Annotated in this window: 9 protein-coding genes, 2 tRNA genes and 3 rRNA genes; 9 read left to right on the forward strand and 5 right to left on the reverse strand. The window is 58.5% G+C overall.

Features of this window, described 5'->3' with window-relative positions; genetic code table 11:
• Positions 1 to 87: 87 nt before the first annotated feature.
• Positions 88 to 462 carry a Co2+/Mg2+ efflux protein ApaG gene (apaG, locus tag ACYQ47_RS23785; RefSeq protein ID WP_250509525.1) on the forward strand — a complete coding sequence of 125 codons (375 nt, stop codon included), beginning with the start codon at positions 88 to 90 and terminating at the stop codon, positions 460 to 462.
• Positions 463 to 552: 90 nt separating this feature from the next.
• Positions 553 to 1,794 carry a murein transglycosylase A gene (mltA, locus tag ACYQ47_RS23790; RefSeq protein WP_250509549.1) on the forward strand — a complete coding sequence of 414 codons (1,242 nt, stop codon included), beginning with the start codon at positions 553 to 555 and terminating at the stop codon, positions 1,792 to 1,794.
• Here the strand turns inward: mltA and paaK are convergent.
• The 4 genes from paaK to paaN form a co-directional block, all read right to left on the reverse strand.
• Positions 1,791 to 3,089, reverse strand: coding sequence for a phenylacetate--CoA ligase PaaK (paaK, locus tag ACYQ47_RS23795; RefSeq protein ID WP_250509524.1), 1,299 nt, complete (start codon positions 3,087 to 3,089; stop codon positions 1,791 to 1,793). The genes mltA and paaK overlap by 4 nt on opposite strands.
• 70 nt (positions 3,090 to 3,159) lie before the next feature.
• Entirely contained in the window at positions 3,160 to 3,546 is a 387-nt protein-coding gene (gene paaI / locus ACYQ47_RS23800) for a hydroxyphenylacetyl-CoA thioesterase PaaI (protein WP_250509548.1), read from the reverse strand.
• Between the two features lie 58 nt (positions 3,547 to 3,604).
• Complete coding sequence (gene paaG / locus ACYQ47_RS23805; RefSeq protein ID WP_250465747.1) at positions 3,605 to 4,396, reverse strand: 2-(1,2-epoxy-1,2-dihydrophenyl)acetyl-CoA isomerase PaaG; 792 nt, start codon at positions 4,394 to 4,396, stop codon at positions 3,605 to 3,607.
• Between the two features lie 102 nt (positions 4,397 to 4,498).
• Positions 4,499 to 6,208 (reverse strand): phenylacetic acid degradation protein PaaN, encoded by a 1,710-nt coding sequence (gene paaN, locus ACYQ47_RS23810; RefSeq protein WP_459907219.1) that lies wholly within the window; start codon positions 6,206 to 6,208, stop codon positions 4,499 to 4,501.
• 139 nt (positions 6,209 to 6,347) lie between these two features.
• On the opposite strand from paaN, the gene ACYQ47_RS23815 reads away from it, so the two are divergent.
• From ACYQ47_RS23815 to rrf, 6 genes are all read left to right on the forward strand, one after another.
• Positions 6,348 to 7,124, forward strand: a complete 777-nt coding sequence (locus ACYQ47_RS23815) for an enoyl-CoA hydratase (RefSeq protein WP_459907221.1) — start codon at positions 6,348 to 6,350, stop codon at positions 7,122 to 7,124.
• Positions 7,125 to 7,619: 495 nt separating this feature from the next.
• Positions 7,620 to 9,152, forward strand: a 16S ribosomal RNA gene (locus tag ACYQ47_RS23820).
• A 64-nt stretch (positions 9,153 to 9,216) separates the two neighbouring features.
• Positions 9,217 to 9,293: transfer RNA gene (locus ACYQ47_RS23825), tRNA-Ile, on the forward strand.
• A gap of 56 nt (positions 9,294 to 9,349) precedes the next feature.
• Positions 9,350 to 9,425: transfer RNA gene (locus ACYQ47_RS23830), tRNA-Ala, on the forward strand.
• Positions 9,426 to 9,730: 305 nt separating this feature from the next.
• A 23S ribosomal RNA gene (locus tag ACYQ47_RS23835) occupies positions 9,731 to 12,611 on the forward strand.
• A 117-nt stretch (positions 12,612 to 12,728) separates the two neighbouring features.
• A 5S ribosomal RNA gene (rrf, locus tag ACYQ47_RS23840) occupies positions 12,729 to 12,842 on the forward strand.
• Together the 16S, 23S and 5S rRNA genes with 2 tRNA genes alongside form the textbook arrangement of a ribosomal RNA operon.
• A gap of 119 nt (positions 12,843 to 12,961) precedes the next feature.
• Here the strand turns inward: rrf and ACYQ47_RS23845 are convergent.
• Positions 12,962 to 14,152, reverse strand: a complete 1,191-nt coding sequence (locus tag ACYQ47_RS23845) for a M20 aminoacylase family protein (protein ID WP_459907223.1) — start codon at positions 14,150 to 14,152, stop codon at positions 12,962 to 12,964.
• Between the two features lie 166 nt (positions 14,153 to 14,318).
• Here ACYQ47_RS23845 and ACYQ47_RS23850 point away from each other — a divergent pair, with 166 nt between their 5' ends.
• Positions 14,319 to 16,400 carry a molybdopterin-containing oxidoreductase family protein gene (locus ACYQ47_RS23850; RefSeq protein ID WP_459907225.1) on the forward strand — a complete coding sequence of 694 codons (2,082 nt, stop codon included), beginning with the start codon at positions 14,319 to 14,321 and terminating at the stop codon, positions 16,398 to 16,400.
• The last annotated feature ends 9 nt before the right edge of the window (positions 16,401 to 16,409 follow it).

Genomic DNA, 16,409 nt, shown 5'->3' on the forward strand with positions numbered 1-16,409 from the left:
TGCTTGACCAGTGGAAGCAAAGCGATGAAACAATGAGGCACCTGCGCGCTAAATGGCGGCGCAGCGACGAATAGAATTGGAACAACGATGAGCCAGTACGAATTCAGCGTCGCGGTCGAGACGCGCTACCTGCCGGACCAGTCAGATCCCGACAACCGTCAATACGCGTTCGCCTACACGTTGACGATCCGTAACACGGGTCAGATCACCGCTCAACTGATCTCCCGTCACTGGATCATCACCGATAGCGACGATCACGTGCAGGAAGTAAAAGGGCTCGGCGTGGTCGGGCATCAGCCGCTTCTGCCGCCGGGCGAGCGCTTCGAATATACGAGCTGGGCCGTCATCGCGACGCCCGTGGGCACGATGCGCGGTTCGTATTTCTGCGTGGCGGAAGATGGCGAGCGCTTCGAAGCGCCGGTCGCGGAGTTCGCGCTGCACATGCCGCGCACACTGCATTGAACGCGGAGTTTTAGTGGCAATCAGCGGCGCTTCGCAGCGTCGTTTTGGCGGTTCTGGTGTTTCTTCTTGCCCGAATTCGTCCACACGACGATAAAAATCAGCAAGCCGAGCGCAACCAGCGCCTCGAGCCCGAAAACCAGCATTGGATATTCGTCGAACAGATCAGACATGGCGGTTCCCATCAAGAACGAGCATTGTATGCGTTTCACGCGGTCTGCCGCGCGCGTGGCGGCGCTGGCCGCATCGATTGCAACCGCGGTCCTCGTCGCCTCGTGCGGAGGCGGCTCTTATACGAAGCCAGGCGCGAATGCACCGACTGGCGCGCCGATCATCACGGGACAGCGCGCGGCTTCGCGTCTTTCGCCGGTGAGCTGGCAGCAAGTGCCGGGCTGGCAGGACGATTCACTTATCGGCGCGACGGCCGCGCTGCGTCAGAACTGCAGCCGTCTCGCGCGTCAGGCGCCGTGGCAGCGAGCATGCGCGGCGGCACAGCAGCTTGACGATCTGGACATGTCGGCGGCGCGCAGCTTCTTCGAGAGCTACTTCACGCCTTATCAGCTCGCGAATACCGACGGCACGCTCGACGGCCTCGTAACCGGCTACTACGAGCCGTTGTTGCGCGGCGCGCGTACGCGGCATGGCATCTATCAGAACGCGCTTTATCGATGGCCGTATCGCTATAAGCAAGGCTCCGCGTTGCCTGCGCGCGCGCAGCTCGAACGTTCGGGCGCGTTGACCGGCAACGAACTCGTCTGGGTCGACGACCCGATCGAAGCGTTCTTCCTGCAGGTTCAGGGTTCGGGACGCGTCGTCATGGAAGACGGAAGCGTGATGCGCGTTGGCTTCGGCGGCACGAACAACCAGCCGTATCGGTCGATCGGCAAGGAGTTGCTCGATCGCGGCGAAATCACGCCGGTGCAGGCGACCATGCAGGGCATCAAGGCGTGGGCGAAGGCGAACCCCGCGCGCGTCGATGCGCTCCTCGACGTGAATCCGCGCTTCGTGTTTTTCCGTGAGATGCCGTCGGCCGACGTGGTGTCCGCGAGTCTCGGCGACGGCCCGGTTGGCGCCTTGGGGGTGCCGCTGACGCCCGAACGTTCGATCGCCGTCGATCCGTCCGCGATCCCCCTCGGCACGCCCGTGTTCCTCCAGACCACGCGCCCGCTCAGCAATCAGCCGATGAACCGCCTCGTCTTCGCTCAAGACACCGGCAGCGCAATCAAGGGCGGCGTGCGCGCCGACTACTTCTGGGGCCTGGGCGACGACGCCGGCGATCTTGCCGGCCGCATGAAGCAGGGCGGCCGGATGTGGCTCTTGCTGCCGAATTCCTAGCGGGCGCGTTTGTCGACGACGCGTCGCGCCTTGCCCACCGAACGCTCGATGCCGTTCACCGCGAGCACATTCACGATAGCGCTGACGCCTATCAGCGCCTTGATGTCGTAGGTAAGCGCGTCCCTGGCGCCGTCGAGCGCGACGGTATCGGGCGCGGATTCGGGGCAAGGCTCGACGTTCAGCGTCAGGACGTCGAGCGGACCTTCCTTCGTCAGTACGATCTGGTAGTGCGGCGCGAGCACGGGGCGCTTGAGCAGCAACTCTTCTATCTGCGTGGGGAACACGTTGACGCCGCGCACGATCATCATGTCGTCCGAGCGGCCGGTGATCTTTTCCATGCGGCGCATCGTGCGCGCGGTGCCCGGCAAAAGCCGTGTGAGATCGCGCGTGCGATAGCGGATGATCGGCAGCGCTTCCTTTGTCAACGAGGTGAAGACGAGTTCGCCGAATTCGCCATCCGGTAACACTTCGCCCGTTTCCGGGTCGATGATCTCGGGATAAAAATGGTCTTCCCAGATCGTCGGGCCGTCCTTGGTTTCCGCGCACTCCGAAGCCACGCCCGGCCCCATCACTTCCGAAAGCCCGTAGATGTCGACCGCGTCGATACCCATGCGCGCCTCGATCGCGCGACGCATGTCGTTCGTCCACGGTTCCGCCCCGAAGATGCCGAGACGCAGCGAGCAACTCGCCGGATCGACGCCTTGCCGCTCGAGTTCATCCGCGATCGAGAGCATGTAGCTCGGCGTCACCATGATGATGTCCGGACGAAAGTCCTGGATCAGTTGCACTTGCTTTTCGGTCTGACCGCCGCCGAAGGGAATTACCGTGAGTCCCGCGCGTTCGGCGCCGTAATGCGCGCCGAGGCCGCCCGTGAAGAGACCGTAGCCGTAGCTCACGTGGACCTTATCGCCGCGTCGCGCGCCGGCTGCGCGGATCGAGCGCGCCACGAGATTCGCCCAGATGTCGATATCGGACGCCGTGTAACCCACAACAGTCGGCTTCCCGGTCGTGCCGGACGAAGCGTGGATTCGCGAAATTCGCTCTTGCGGCACGGCGAACATGCCGAACGGATAACTGTCACGTAAATCTTTTTTCGTCGTGAACGGGAAGCGGGCGAGATCGGCGAGCGACTGCACGTCCTCCGGGTGCACGCCGGCTGCATCGAACTTGCGCCGATACACCGGCGAGTTCTCATAGGCGTGCTTGAGCGTCCATTTCAGACGGTCGAGTTGCAGCGCCAGAAGTTCGTCGCGGCTCGCCTTTTCTATGGGCTCGAGCGGCAGCGTCGTGGTCATCGTTGTCTCCTTCATGCTCGCCATGCAGCGGGGCCATGTCTGGCGCGTCCGCCTGCCCGGGTCGGTCCAGTCAGACTGGTATGACGGTGCCGCGGATCTGCGCGGACTTGCCGCGAAACATCGCGACTGTTTCGCCTTCGCGGTTGGTCAGGCGAATATCGTAGATGCCGGCGCGGCCGCTCAAAGTCTGCTCGATCGCTTCGGCGGTCAGTCGATCGCCGCCTTGAACCGGACGCAGAAATTCGATCGAACAGCCCGCCGCGACCGTGCTGAGGTTGTACGAATTGCATGCAAAGGCGAAGGCGGAATCGGCAAGCGTGAACATCAAGCCGCCATGACAGATCGCGTGGCCGTTCAGGAAGTCGGGGCGCACGTTCATCTGCAGCCGCGCATAGCCAGGCCTGATTTCGACGAGTTCAATGCCGAGCGAGCGCGTGCAGGCGTCTGCTTCATACATTGCCTTGGCGGTCGCTTCCGCCAGTTGTTGAGGCGTCACAGGTTTCTCCTTGCGGCTCTCACAGACCTTCGAAGCGCGGTGCGCGCTTTTCCTTGAACGCGGCGACGCCTTCCATGAAGTCGTGGGACGCGCCCAACTCGCGTTGAACATCGCGTTCGAGGTCGAGTTGCTGATCGAACGTGTTGTTGGCGCTCGCGCGAAGCGCCTGCTTGATCGCCGCTATCGCCTTCGTGGGCTGCTGCGCGAGTTGTGCGGCCAGTTGCGTCGCGGCGTCGGTCAAGTCGGCGTCTTCCACCACGCGCCAAACGATGCCCCACGCTTGCGCTTTTTCCGCGCCGAGCTTCTCACCCGTCAGCGCGAGCCCGAGCGCGCGCGCTTCGCCGACACGTCGTGGCAGAAGCCACGTTCCACCTGAGTCGGGCACGAGACCAATCTTCACGAACGCCTGGATAAAGCTGGCCGAGCGCACGGCAATGACTAGATCGCACGCCATCGCCAGATTCGCGCCGGCGCCGGCGGCCGTGCCGTTGACAGCGGCGATGATCGGCAATGGCATTGCCTGAAGACGTCGCACGAGCGGGTTGAAGTGTGCCTCGATCAGCTCGCCGAGATCGGGCGTGGCGCCTTGCGTGAAGTCGAGATCGGCCAGATCCTGACCCGCGCAAAAGCCGCGTCCCGCGCCGGTGATGATGACCGCGCGCGCGTTGCTCGCTTCGACTTCGTTCAACGCGTCGTTCAGCTCGATATGCATCTCGCGGGTAAAGCTGTTCAGCTTGTCGGGACGATTGAGCGTCACCGTTGCGACGCGCGTCGTTGCATCGATATGAAACAGGACGGACTTCCCGGACATGGCGTCTCCTCAATCACCAATCGTTCGAATCGATACTAGCCGTGCGTCCGAGCCCTTGCCATTCGGCCGAATGGCATAGGCCTTTTGCACCGTCGCTTTTGCCTATGCCGTTTGGCTAGCTTCCGCAGTCGCGGCCTTCGGCGCAACATGGACTCTGCTTTGCACGACACGAAAGCGATTGGCGACGTAAGCCGCGTCGGACAGCGCAGCGTTGGCCGCGGGATTCGCGCCGGTGCCATGGAAGTCCGAGTACGCCGCGGTCTGATTGACGAAAACGCCGCCCGTCAGATTGATGGACAGGGCGACGCCGCCGCGAATGGCTGCGTCATAGGCCGCTTCGATCACTGCGTCGTCCGTGCTGTACACGGCGAAGGTCAACGCGCCGTGTTCTCGCGCGATCAAGCCGGCAAGTTCCAACGACTGCGCGGTCGAGTCCGTCGCGACGACGAAGGAGATCGGGCCGAACCATTCCTTGGTGAAGCTGGCTTCATCGGCGCGCGCGTCGAGTTTGAGCATGAGGGGCGTATGCACTCGCGCTTCGGGAAATGCCGGGTGCGCGAGCGTCTGGCTATCAAGGAGAACCGCGCCGAGTTCGCGTGCTTGGGTTACACGATTGACGACGCCATCGTTTTGAATCGCGCCGGTCAGTTCGACCGCGCGCGCCGGATCGGAGGTCAGTTTTTCGACGGAAACGGCGAGCGCCTTGGCGACATCGTCGAAGCTCACGTGTCCGTCGGCCGTGCGGATACCCTCACGCGGCACGTAGATGTTTTGAGGCGCCGTGCACATCTGGCCGGAATAGAGCGCGAGCGAAAACGCAATGTTCCGTGCCGCTGCCTTCAGATCGTCCACGGAATCGATGACGATCTGATTCACGCCCGCTTTTTCCGTATAGACCTGCGCCTGATGCGCGTTGCGTTCGAGCCAGGTGCCGTTCTGCGTGCTGCCCGTGAAGTCGATCAGCTTGATTTCGGGCCGCACGGCGAGTTCTTGTACGAGCGGGCCGTCATTCGGAGCGGTGGCGAGCAGCGTGACGACATTCGGATCGAAGCCCGCATCCCGCAGTACTTCGCGCGCGATGCGAACAGTGATTGCAAGCGGCAAGATCGCACCCGGATGCGGTTTGACGATGACGGCGTTGCCGGTCGCGAGATCGGCGAACAGGCCGGGGTAACCGTTCCACGTCGGGAACGTGCAGCAGCCAAGCACGAGGCCCGTGCCGCGCGGAACAATGGTGAAGCGCTTTTGCATCGCGAGCGGCGGATTCTTGCCTTGTGGCTTTTCCCAATGCGCTTCGGAAGGGATTCGGCGCATTTGGTCCCACGCATAGACCACGGCTTCGAGCCCGCGATCCTGCGCGTGCGGGCCACCTGCCTGAAAGGCCATCATGGATGCCTGACCGGTCGTATGCATCACGCTTTGCGCAATTTCGAAGCTCGCGCGGTTCAGTCGCGAAAGAATCTCGAGACTCACGCCGACCCACGCTTTCGGTCCAGCGGCGCGCCACGCAGATTGCGCTTCGGAAGCGGCCCGAATGAGCGCGTCGGGATCAGACTTGGGATACTTGATGCCAAGCCCAATGCCGAACGGCGATCGTTCGTCACCGACCGTCTCTCCCGTCGAGGGCTGGTCGAGTTCGAACGTCTTGCCGAGATGCGCCTTGAACGCGGCTTCGCCATCCGCGGCTGCCGTTTCCCCGTACACTTTGGGGCTCGGCATTTCGGCGAACGGGCTCCAATAGCCGCGTGTCTCGATGGCGGCAAGCGCTTGGTCGAGCGTCGCCTCATGTTTCGTAAAGAGCGGATGTGTCATGGTCGCGAGCAGTAGGAACGGCGGATGGCGGCGGATCGAATAATTAACCGACCGGTTGGTTGGTAATGTTAGCATTATCGAGATAGCGCGAAGCAAGTGATTTCATTAGGGCTTACCTGAGGATCGAAAGGAGGAGTGCATGGCTTACGAGAATCTGTTGGTGGAGACGCGCGGGCGGGTTGGACTGATCACGCTCAATCGGCCGAAGGCGCTCAACGCGCTGAACGACGCGCTGATGGACGAGTTGGGCGCGGCGTTGAAGGCATTCGACGCCGACGAGGATATCGGCGCGATCGTCGTGACCGGCAGCGAGAAGGCGTTCGCAGCGGGTGCGGACATCGGAATGATGGCCGGCTATTCCTATATGGACGCCTACAAGGGCGACTACATCACGCGCAACTGGGAAACCATCCGCTCGATTCGCAAGCCGATCATCGCGGCGGTCGGCGGCTTCGCGCTGGGCGGCGGCTGCGAACTCGCCATGATGTGCGACATCATCATCGCCGCGGATACCGCGAAGTTCGGCCAGCCGGAAATCAAGCTCGGCGTCATCCCGGGTGCGGGCGGCACGCAGCGGCTGACGCGCGCGGTATCGAAGTCAAAAGCGATGGACATGTGCCTGACCGCGCGCATGATGGACGCGAGCGAGGCGGAGCGGGCGGGTTTGGCGTCGCGCGTCGTCGGTGCGGAGCGTCTGATCGATGAGGCCGTCGAGGCCGCGACGATCATCGCTTCTTTCTCGCTGCCAGCGGTCATGATGGCGAAAGAGGCGGTCAATCGCGCCTACGAAACAACATTGGCGGAAGGCGTTCATTTCGAACGTCGCTTGTTCCATTCGCTCTTCGCGACGGAAGATCAAAAGGAAGGCATGGCCGCGTTCGTCGAGAAGCGCAAGCCCGTCTTCAAACACCGTTAAGTTTCTTCGACGCAAAGGGCTTGCGATTCTTGCCGGCGCCCACTAGAATTCCGTTCCTTCGCGATTCGATGAACGCGAAGGAAGCGAGAAGTGGTTTCAGTAGGCGAGGCGGGCAAAGGTGGTATTCGCTCCGAAGCGCGGTGGGCAAGAAAAGAAAGCTTCAAATTTTTGTTGACAGTAACTGAAACGACGTACATAATCTCGTTTCTCTGCTGCAGATGCAGCGACGCAAGACGAAGCGGTGCTGAGCAAAATGCTTGGTGCGCTTGGCGGGAAGTCTTGGCGAATGTGCTCTTTAAAAACTAACAGCCGATAAGTGTGGGCACTTGATGGCGCGAGCGGTTCTGACCTTTTGGGGTTGGGACGTTTAGCGAAAGTTATCAAGTCTCACACAGTATTAGAGGAAGGTTTATCTGTCGAAAGACGGATTGATCATCGTCAGTACGTTGAGTGAGCGACCGGTTGGTAAAACAACCGAAAACAGTAACAGGCATTGAACTGAAGAGTTTGATCCTGGCTCAGATTGAACGCTGGCGGCATGCCTTACACATGCAAGTCGAACGGCAGCACGGGGGCAACCCTGGTGGCGAGTGGCGAACGGGTGAGTAATACATCGGAACGTGTCCTGTAGTGGGGGATAGCCCGGCGAAAGCCGGATTAATACCGCATACGATCTACGGAAGAAAGCGGGGGATCCTTCGGGACCTCGCGCTATAGGGGCGGCCGATGGCAGATTAGCTAGTTGGTGGGGTAAAGGCCTACCAAGGCGACGATCTGTAGCTGGTCTGAGAGGACGACCAGCCACACTGGGACTGAGACACGGCCCAGACTCCTACGGGAGGCAGCAGTGGGGAATTTTGGACAATGGGGGCAACCCTGATCCAGCAATGCCGCGTGTGTGAAGAAGGCCTTCGGGTTGTAAAGCACTTTTGTCCGGAAAGAAAACCTGCCTGTTAATACCGGGTGGGGATGACGGTACCGGAAGAATAAGCACCGGCTAACTACGTGCCAGCAGCCGCGGTAATACGTAGGGTGCGAGCGTTAATCGGAATTACTGGGCGTAAAGCGTGCGCAGGCGGTCTGTTAAGACCGATGTGAAATCCCCGGGCTTAACCTGGGAACTGCATTGGTGACTGGCAGGCTAGAGTATGGCAGAGGGGGGTAGAATTCCACGTGTAGCAGTGAAATGCGTAGAGATGTGGAGGAATACCGATGGCGAAGGCAGCCCCCTGGGCCAATACTGACGCTCATGCACGAAAGCGTGGGGAGCAAACAGGATTAGATACCCTGGTAGTCCACGCCCTAAACGATGTCAACTAGTTGTTGGGGATTCATTTCCTTAGTAACGTAGCTAACGCGTGAAGTTGACCGCCTGGGGAGTACGGTCGCAAGATTAAAACTCAAAGGAATTGACGGGGACCCGCACAAGCGGTGGATGATGTGGATTAATTCGATGCAACGCGAAAAACCTTACCTACCCTTGACATGGACGAAACCCGGGTGAGAGCCTGGGGTGCTCGAAAGAGAATCGTCGCACAGGTGCTGCATGGCTGTCGTCAGCTCGTGTCGTGAGATGTTGGGTTAAGTCCCGCAACGAGCGCAACCCTTGTCCTTAGTTGCTACGCAAGAGCACTCTAGGGAGACTGCCGGTGACAAACCGGAGGAAGGTGGGGATGACGTCAAGTCCTCATGGCCCTTATGGGTAGGGCTTCACACGTCATACAATGGTCGGAACAGAGGGTTGCCAAGCCGCGAGGTGGAGCCAATCCCAGAAAACCGATCGTAGTCCGGATCGCAGTCTGCAACTCGACTGCGTGAAGCTGGAATCGCTAGTAATCGCGGATCAGCATGCCGCGGTGAATACGTTCCCGGGTCTTGTACACACCGCCCGTCACACCATGGGAGTGGGTTTTACCAGAAGTGGCTAGTCTAACCGCAAGGAGGACGGTCACCACGGTAGGATTCATGACTGGGGTGAAGTCGTAACAAGGTAGCCGTATCGGAAGGTGCGGCTGGATCACCTCCTTTCTCGAGCTTAAACGCTCGCCCACTCAAGTGTTCACGCTTATCGGCTGTCAGAAAGACAGGCTAAGGGTCTGTAGCTCAGTCGGTTAGAGCACCGTCTTGATAAGGCGGGGGTCGTTGGTTCGAATCCAACCAGACCCACCACCCGGGCAAGCGGTGCTTGAAACGACCAAGCGAGCAGACTGAGTCAGGCACACACGGGGGGATTAGCTCAGCTGGGAGAGCACCTGCTTTGCAAGCAGGGGGTCGTCGGTTCGATCCCGTCATCCTCCACCAATCCTCAATGCACAGCGCTGAACGCGGGGTTCAACGTTGCGCATTGGCGATTGAGCCAGTCAGCGCGGGTAGGTGATCGAATTTGATCATGCTATCGGCTGTCGTTCTTTAACAATCTGGAAGAAGTAGTAAAGAGATTATTCGAAAGCACTTAGAGATGGGTGTGAGTAGGGTAATCAGGGTTGTGATTGTATCAAGTATGAAAAGGTGATCGAAAGATTGCTTTGGAATACGGCACAACGCGAATACTCAACCTATGACGGTGGGCTTAAAGGCAGCAATGCTGGCAGACACACTCGTTATAGGGTCAAGCGAACAAGTGCATGTGGTGGATGCCTTGGCGATCACAGGCGATGAAGGACGCGGTAGCCTGCGAAAAGCGGTGGGGAGCTGGCAAACGAGCTTTGATCCACCGATATCCGAATGGGGAAACCCGGCCCGAATGGGTCATCCTAAGCTGAATCCATAGGCTTAGTGAAGCGAACGCGGTGAACTGAAACATCTAAGTAACCGCAGGAAAAGAAATCAACCGAGATTCCCAGAGTAGTGGCGAGCGAAATGGGATCAGCCTGTACTCTTTATCTGTGTTGTTAGCTGAACGCTCTGGAAAGTGCGGCCATAGCAGGTGATAGCCCTGTAAGCGAAAACAGCGTGGAAGAACTAGGGGTACGACAAGTAGGGCGGGACACGTGAAATCCTGTCTGAAGATGGGGGGACCATCCTCCAAGGCTAAATACTCGTGATCGACCGATAGTGAACCAGTACCGTGAGGGAAAGGCGAAAAGAACCCCGGGAGGGGAGTGAAATAGATCCTGAAACCGCATGCATACAAACAGTCGGAGCCTCGCAAGGGGTGACGGCGTACCTTTTGTATAATGGGTCAGCGACTTACGTTCAGTAGCGAGCTTAACTGATTAAGGCAGGCGTAGCGAAAGCGAGTCCGAATAGGGCGATCAGTTGCTGGGCGTAGACCCGAAACCAAGTGATCTATCCATGGCCAGGTTGAAGGTGCGGTAACACGTACTGGAGGACCGAACCCACTAACGTTGAAAAGTTAGGGGATGAGCTGTGGATAGGGGTGAAAGGCTAAACAAACTTGGAAATAGCTGGTTCTCTCCGAAAACTATTTAGGTAGTGCCTCGTGTATCACCTTCGGGGGTAGAGCACTGTCATGGTTGTGGGGTCCATTGCGGATTACTACGCCATAGCAAACTCCGAATACCGAAGAGTGCAATCACGGGAGACAGACATCGGGTGCTAACGTCCGGTGTCAAGAGGGAAACAACCCAGACCGCCAGCTAAGGTCCCAAAGATTGGCTAAGTGGGAAACGAAGTGGGAAGGCAAAAACAGTCAGGAGGTTGGCTTAGAAGCAGCCACCCTTTAAAGAAAGCGTAATAGCTCACTGATCGAGTCGTCCTGCGCGGAAGATGTAACGGGGCTCAAGCCAGTCACCGAAGCTGCGGATGCATATTTATATGCATGGTAGGAGAGCGTTCCGTAAGCCTGCGAAGGTGCGTTGAAAAGCGTGCTGGAGGTATCGGAAGTGCGAATGCTGACATGAGTAGCGATAAAGGGGGTGAAAAGCCCCCTCGCCGTAAGCCCAAGGTTTCCTACGCAACGTTCATCGGCGTAGGGTGAGTCGGCCCCTAAGGCGAGGCAGAAATGCGTAGCTGATGGGAAGCAGGTCAATATTCCTGCACCATTGTTAGATGCGATGGGGGGACGGATCGCGGAAGGTTGTCCGGGTGTTGGACGTCCCGGTCGCTGCATTGGAGAAGGTGCTCAGGCAAATCCGGGCACATAATTCAAGGGTGTGGCGCGAGCTTCCTCGGAAGCGAAGCAATTGGAAGTGGTTCCAAGAAAAGCCTCTAAGCTTCAGTCTAATAGTGACCGTACCGCAAACCGACACAGGTGGGCGAGATGAGTATTCTAAGGCGCTTGAGAGAACTCGGGAGAAGGAACTCGGCAAATTGGTACCGTAACTTCGGGATAAGGTACGCCTCTGTAGCTTGACTGGCCTGCGCCAGGAGGGTGAAGAGGTTGCAATAAACTGGTGGCTGCGACTGTTTAATAAAAACACAGCACTCTGCAAACACGAAAGTGGACGTATAGGGTGTGACGCCTGCCCGGTGCCGGAAGATTAAATGATGGGGTGCAAGCTCTTGATTGAAGTCCCGGTAAACGGCGGCCGTAACTATAACGGTCCTAAGGTAGCGAAATTCCTTGTCGGGTAAGTTCCGACCTGCACGAATGGCGTAACGATGGCCACACTGTCTCCTCCCGAGACTCAGCGAAGTTGAAGTGTTTGTGATGATGCAATCTCCCCGCGGCTAGACGGAAAGACCCCATGAACCTTTACTGTAGCTTTGCATTGGACTTTGAACCGATCTGTGTAGGATAGGTGGGAGGCTATGAAACCGGAACGCTAGTTTCGGTGGAGCCGTCCTTGAAATACCACCCTGGTTTGTTTGAGGTTCTAACCTTGGTCCATGATCTGGATCGGGGACAGTGCATGGTAGGCAGTTTGACTGGGGCGGTCTCCTCCCAAAGTGTAACGGAGGAGTACGAAGGTACGCTAGGTACGGTCGGAAATCGTGCTGATAGTGCAATGGCATAAGCGTGCTTAACTGCGAGACCGACAAGTCGAGCAGGTGCGAAAGCAGGTCATAGTGATCCGGTGGTTCTGTATGGAAGGGCCATCGCTCAACGGATAAAAGGTACTCTGGGGATAACAGGCTGATACCGCCCAAGAGTTCATATCGACGGCGGTGTTTGGCACCTCGATGTCGGCTCATCTCATCCTGGGGCTGTAGCCGGTCCCAAGGGTATGGCTGTTCGCCATTTAAAGAGGTACGTGAGCTGGGTTTAAAACGTCGTGAGACAGTTTGGTCCCTATCTGCCGTGGGCGTTGGATATTTGAAGGGGGCTGCTCCTAGTACGAGAGGACCGGAGTGGACGAACCTCTGGTGTACCGGTTGTCACGCCAGTGGCATCGCCGGGTAGCTATGTTCGGAAGAGATAACCGCTGAAAGCATCTAAGCGGGAAACTCGCCTTAAGATGAGATATCCCCGGGGCTTCGAGCCCCTTGAAGGGTCGTTCCAGACCAGGACGTTGATAGGTCAGGTGTGTAAGTGCAGTAATGCATTGAGCTAACTGATACTAATTGCCCGTAAGGCTTGATCCTATAACCAGTGTGTTTGAACCACTGGCGAGTTATGCGTGTGCGACAATCGCCACCCAACATTTACTGCTTCTTCCCGGATTGGTTGTGTGCCCACCCGGCGCACGATAACAAGTCATGCCTGATGACCACAGCGAGTTGGTACCACCCCTTCCCATCCCGAACAGGACCGTGAAACGACTCCACGCCGATGATAGTGCGGATCTCCCGTGTGAAAGTAGGTAATCGTCAGGCTCCTCATGCAGCAACAAAAACCCCACCCCCAAACAGGTGGGGTTTTTGCGTTTCTGCGGCATTGGGCGCGCAAAGAAAAGCGCTGCGTGGTTCGAGCAGCGCCAAATAAAAAATCAAAGTTATCGGGCTAAGAACTGCTCCGCCAATCGAACCCAGTAAGACGAGCCGACAGACAACAAATCGTCATTGAAATCGTAACTGGCGTTATGCAACATGCAGGGACCGGCACCATGTCCATGATCCCGATGACCGCCGTTGCCATTCCCGAGAAACGCATAACACCCGGGCTTTTCAAGCAACATGAACGAAAAGTCCTCCGCGCCCATTGTCGGTTCGACTGAGGCGTTCACCTTATCCTTGCCTACAACTGCAGTCATCACTCCCGCCGCAAACTTCGTTTGCTCAGCGTCGTTGATCGTCGGTGGATAATTTCGATGAAAATGCAGTTCCGCCTCGCAATCGTAAGCCGATGCCGTTGCTTCGACGATCTTGCGCATACGTTCTTCGATAACGTCTAAAGTCTCGACCGTGAACGTGCGCACCGTGCCACCTAACCATGCCTCATCCGGCACGACATTGACCGCGTCGCCAGCATGAATTTGGGTGATTGAAAGCACGGCGGTATCGATAGGCTTCTTGTTTCGAGTAATGATGCCCTGTAAGCCATTGGCGATCTGCACAGCAGTGAATACCGGGTCACGCCCGTTATGAGGCATTGCCGCATGCGAGCCGATGCCGCGAATCGTGATTCGAAACTCATTGCTCGACGCCATGATTGGTCCGGAAACCACGCCGAAGTGCCCCGCTGGCATTCCCGGCCAGTTGTGAATCCCAAAGACGGCATCGACAGGGAAACGCTTGAACAAGCCGTCTTCGATCATTGCACGCGCGCCTGCGCCACCTTCCTCGGCCGGCTGAAAGATGAAAACAATCGTGCCGTTAAAGTTGCCATGCTCCGCCAAATGTTTTGCCGCGCCGAGCAGCATGGCAGTGTGCCCGTCGTGACCGCACGCGTGCATGCGGCCGGGGTGGGTCGATCGATGTTCGAAGGTGTTGATTTCCTGAATGGGCAGTGCGTCCATATCGGCGCGTAGTCCGATCGACCCGTTGCCGGAGCCACGCTTAAGCACGCCGACGACGCCCGTCTTTCCCAGCCCACGATGCACAGTAATGCCCCATCGCTCGAGGCTTTCCGCGACAAGCTTGCTCGTCCCCGTCTCTTCGTAACGCAGCTCCGGGTGAGCGTGAATCGTTCGTCGGAGAGCTTTGATTTCTTCGTGCGATGCTTCGATTTCGGGAATCAGATTCATTTTGGAACCGTTCTCACGTTTGAATTCGGACGTTGCGCATTGACACTGCGTCGGTCCTTGCATTCTACGCCGTCATTATTTGATGATTTGAACGGTCGTTCCCACGACGACCATAATAAAATCGACTCATCTGACGCTTTTCATCTGGTAATCCCGGACCCACGCCATGAACGCTCCAACCGAGTTCGCCCGAGCCGTCTGTCCACATGACTGTCCCGATACCTGCGCAATGCGCGTCACGGTCAAGGACGGCAAAGCGGTAAAGGTCAGCGGCGATCCGGATCATCCGCCGACGCAGGGCGTGCTTTGCACGAAGGTGACGCGTTATGCCGAGCGCACGCATCATAAAGACCGGCTGCTCACGCCGTTGCGCCGCGTCGGCCGGAAAGGCGAAGGGCGCTTCGAAGCGATCAGTTGGAACGACGCGCTCACCTTGGCGGCCAACAAGCTGAAGTCGATTGCACAGCGCGCGCCCGAAGCGATTCTCCCGTACAGCTATGCTGGCACGATGGGACTGGTACAAGGCGAGAGCATTGCGGCGCGTTTTTTTAATGTGCTCGGCGCGTCGCGGCTGGATCGGACGATCTGCGCCGCCGCCGGGACTGCCGGCTTGCGCTACACATACGGCGCGAGTCTCGGCATGCACACCGAGTTTTTCGAAGAAAGCGAGCTCATCCTGATCTGGGGAGCGAATCCGATCGCGTCGAGCCTGCATTTCTGGACGCGTGCGCAGGAAGCAAAGCGGCGCGGCGCCAAGTTGATCGCAATCGATCCGTATCGGTCGCTGACGGCGGAAAAATGTCATCAACATATTGCGTTGCGGCCCGGAACGGATGCCGCGCTCGCGCTCGGAATGATCGACGTTTTGATTCGCGAGGATCTCATCGACCGTGAATATGTCGATGCCCACACGCTCGGTTTCGAGGAACTCAAGGCGCGCGCGGCGCAGTTTCCGCCTTCGCGCGTGGCGTCGATATGCGGTCTTGACGAGAAGACGGTGATCGATCTCGCGCGCGCATTCGGTTCTACCAGGAAGGCGTCGATTCGCCTGAATTACGGTATGCAGCGCGTGCGCGGCGGCGGCAATGCGGTCCGCGCCATTGCCTGTCTGCCGTCGCTCACGGGCGCATGGCGTGAGCGCGCGGGCGGACTGCTGCTGTCGTCGTCGGGTTGGACTCCGGTCGATGGAAACGCGCTCGAACGTCCGAACCTGTCGCCCGGCTGGCCGTCGAAACTGCCGCGCATCGTCAATATGAACGCTATCGGCGACGCGCTGCTGAACCCCGGAGACGACGCATTCGGCCCGAAGATCGAAGCGCTGATCGTCTATAACTCGAACCCGGTGGCCGTGGCGCCCGACTCCGCGAAAGTCGCCGCGGGCTTTGCGCGTGACGATCTGTTCACCATTGTTCTCGAACACTTTCAGACCGATACGGCTGACTATGCCGATCTGATTTTCCCGGCGACGACACAGCTCGAACACTTGGACATCCATAAGTCTTACGGGCATACGCATGTGATGGCCAACTTGCCGGCTATTCAACCGGTCGGCGAAGCGCGCACGAATACAGACATCTTTCGCGGTCTCGCGCGCGCCATGGGCCTCACCGAACCGGCACTTTTCGAGACCGACGAACAGATTGCATCGAAAGCCTTTCGCTGGGCCGATGCGACGCTCGAAGGTCAGGACTGGAACGCGCTCAAAGAGACGGGTTGGCTGAAACTCAATCTTGCCGATGCGCCCTTGGCTCAAGGCGCCTTTCGCACGCCTTCGGGCAAGTGCGAGTTTTATAGCGAACGTTTGAAAAACGAAGGACTCGATCCGCTGCCCGATTATCTGCCGCCGTACGAATCGACGGACGGCTCGCCCGAACTCGCGGCGCGCTATCCGCTCGCGATGATCTCGCCGCCCGCGCGCAATTTCCTGAACAGCAGTTTCGTGAACGTCGAGAGTCTGCGCGCGACCGAAGGCCAGCCGCATCTCGATATCCATCCTGCCGATGCCGAACTCCGCGGTATCGAAGACGGCGTGCTGGTTCGCATCTTCAACGATCGCGGCTCGATGCAGGCGCGCGCCCGTGTAACCGAACGCGCGAAGGAGGGCGTCGTGGTCGGATTGTCGATCTGGTGGAAGAAGTTGTCCCCCGATGGCCGTAACGCCAATCAGGTAACGAGCCAGGCACTGACCGATCTGGGGGGATCGGCGACGTTTTACGACTGCCTGGTCGAAGTGGAGTCAATGCATTGAGTCGTAATG

The organism is Caballeronia sp. HLA56 (assembly GCF_054655155.1).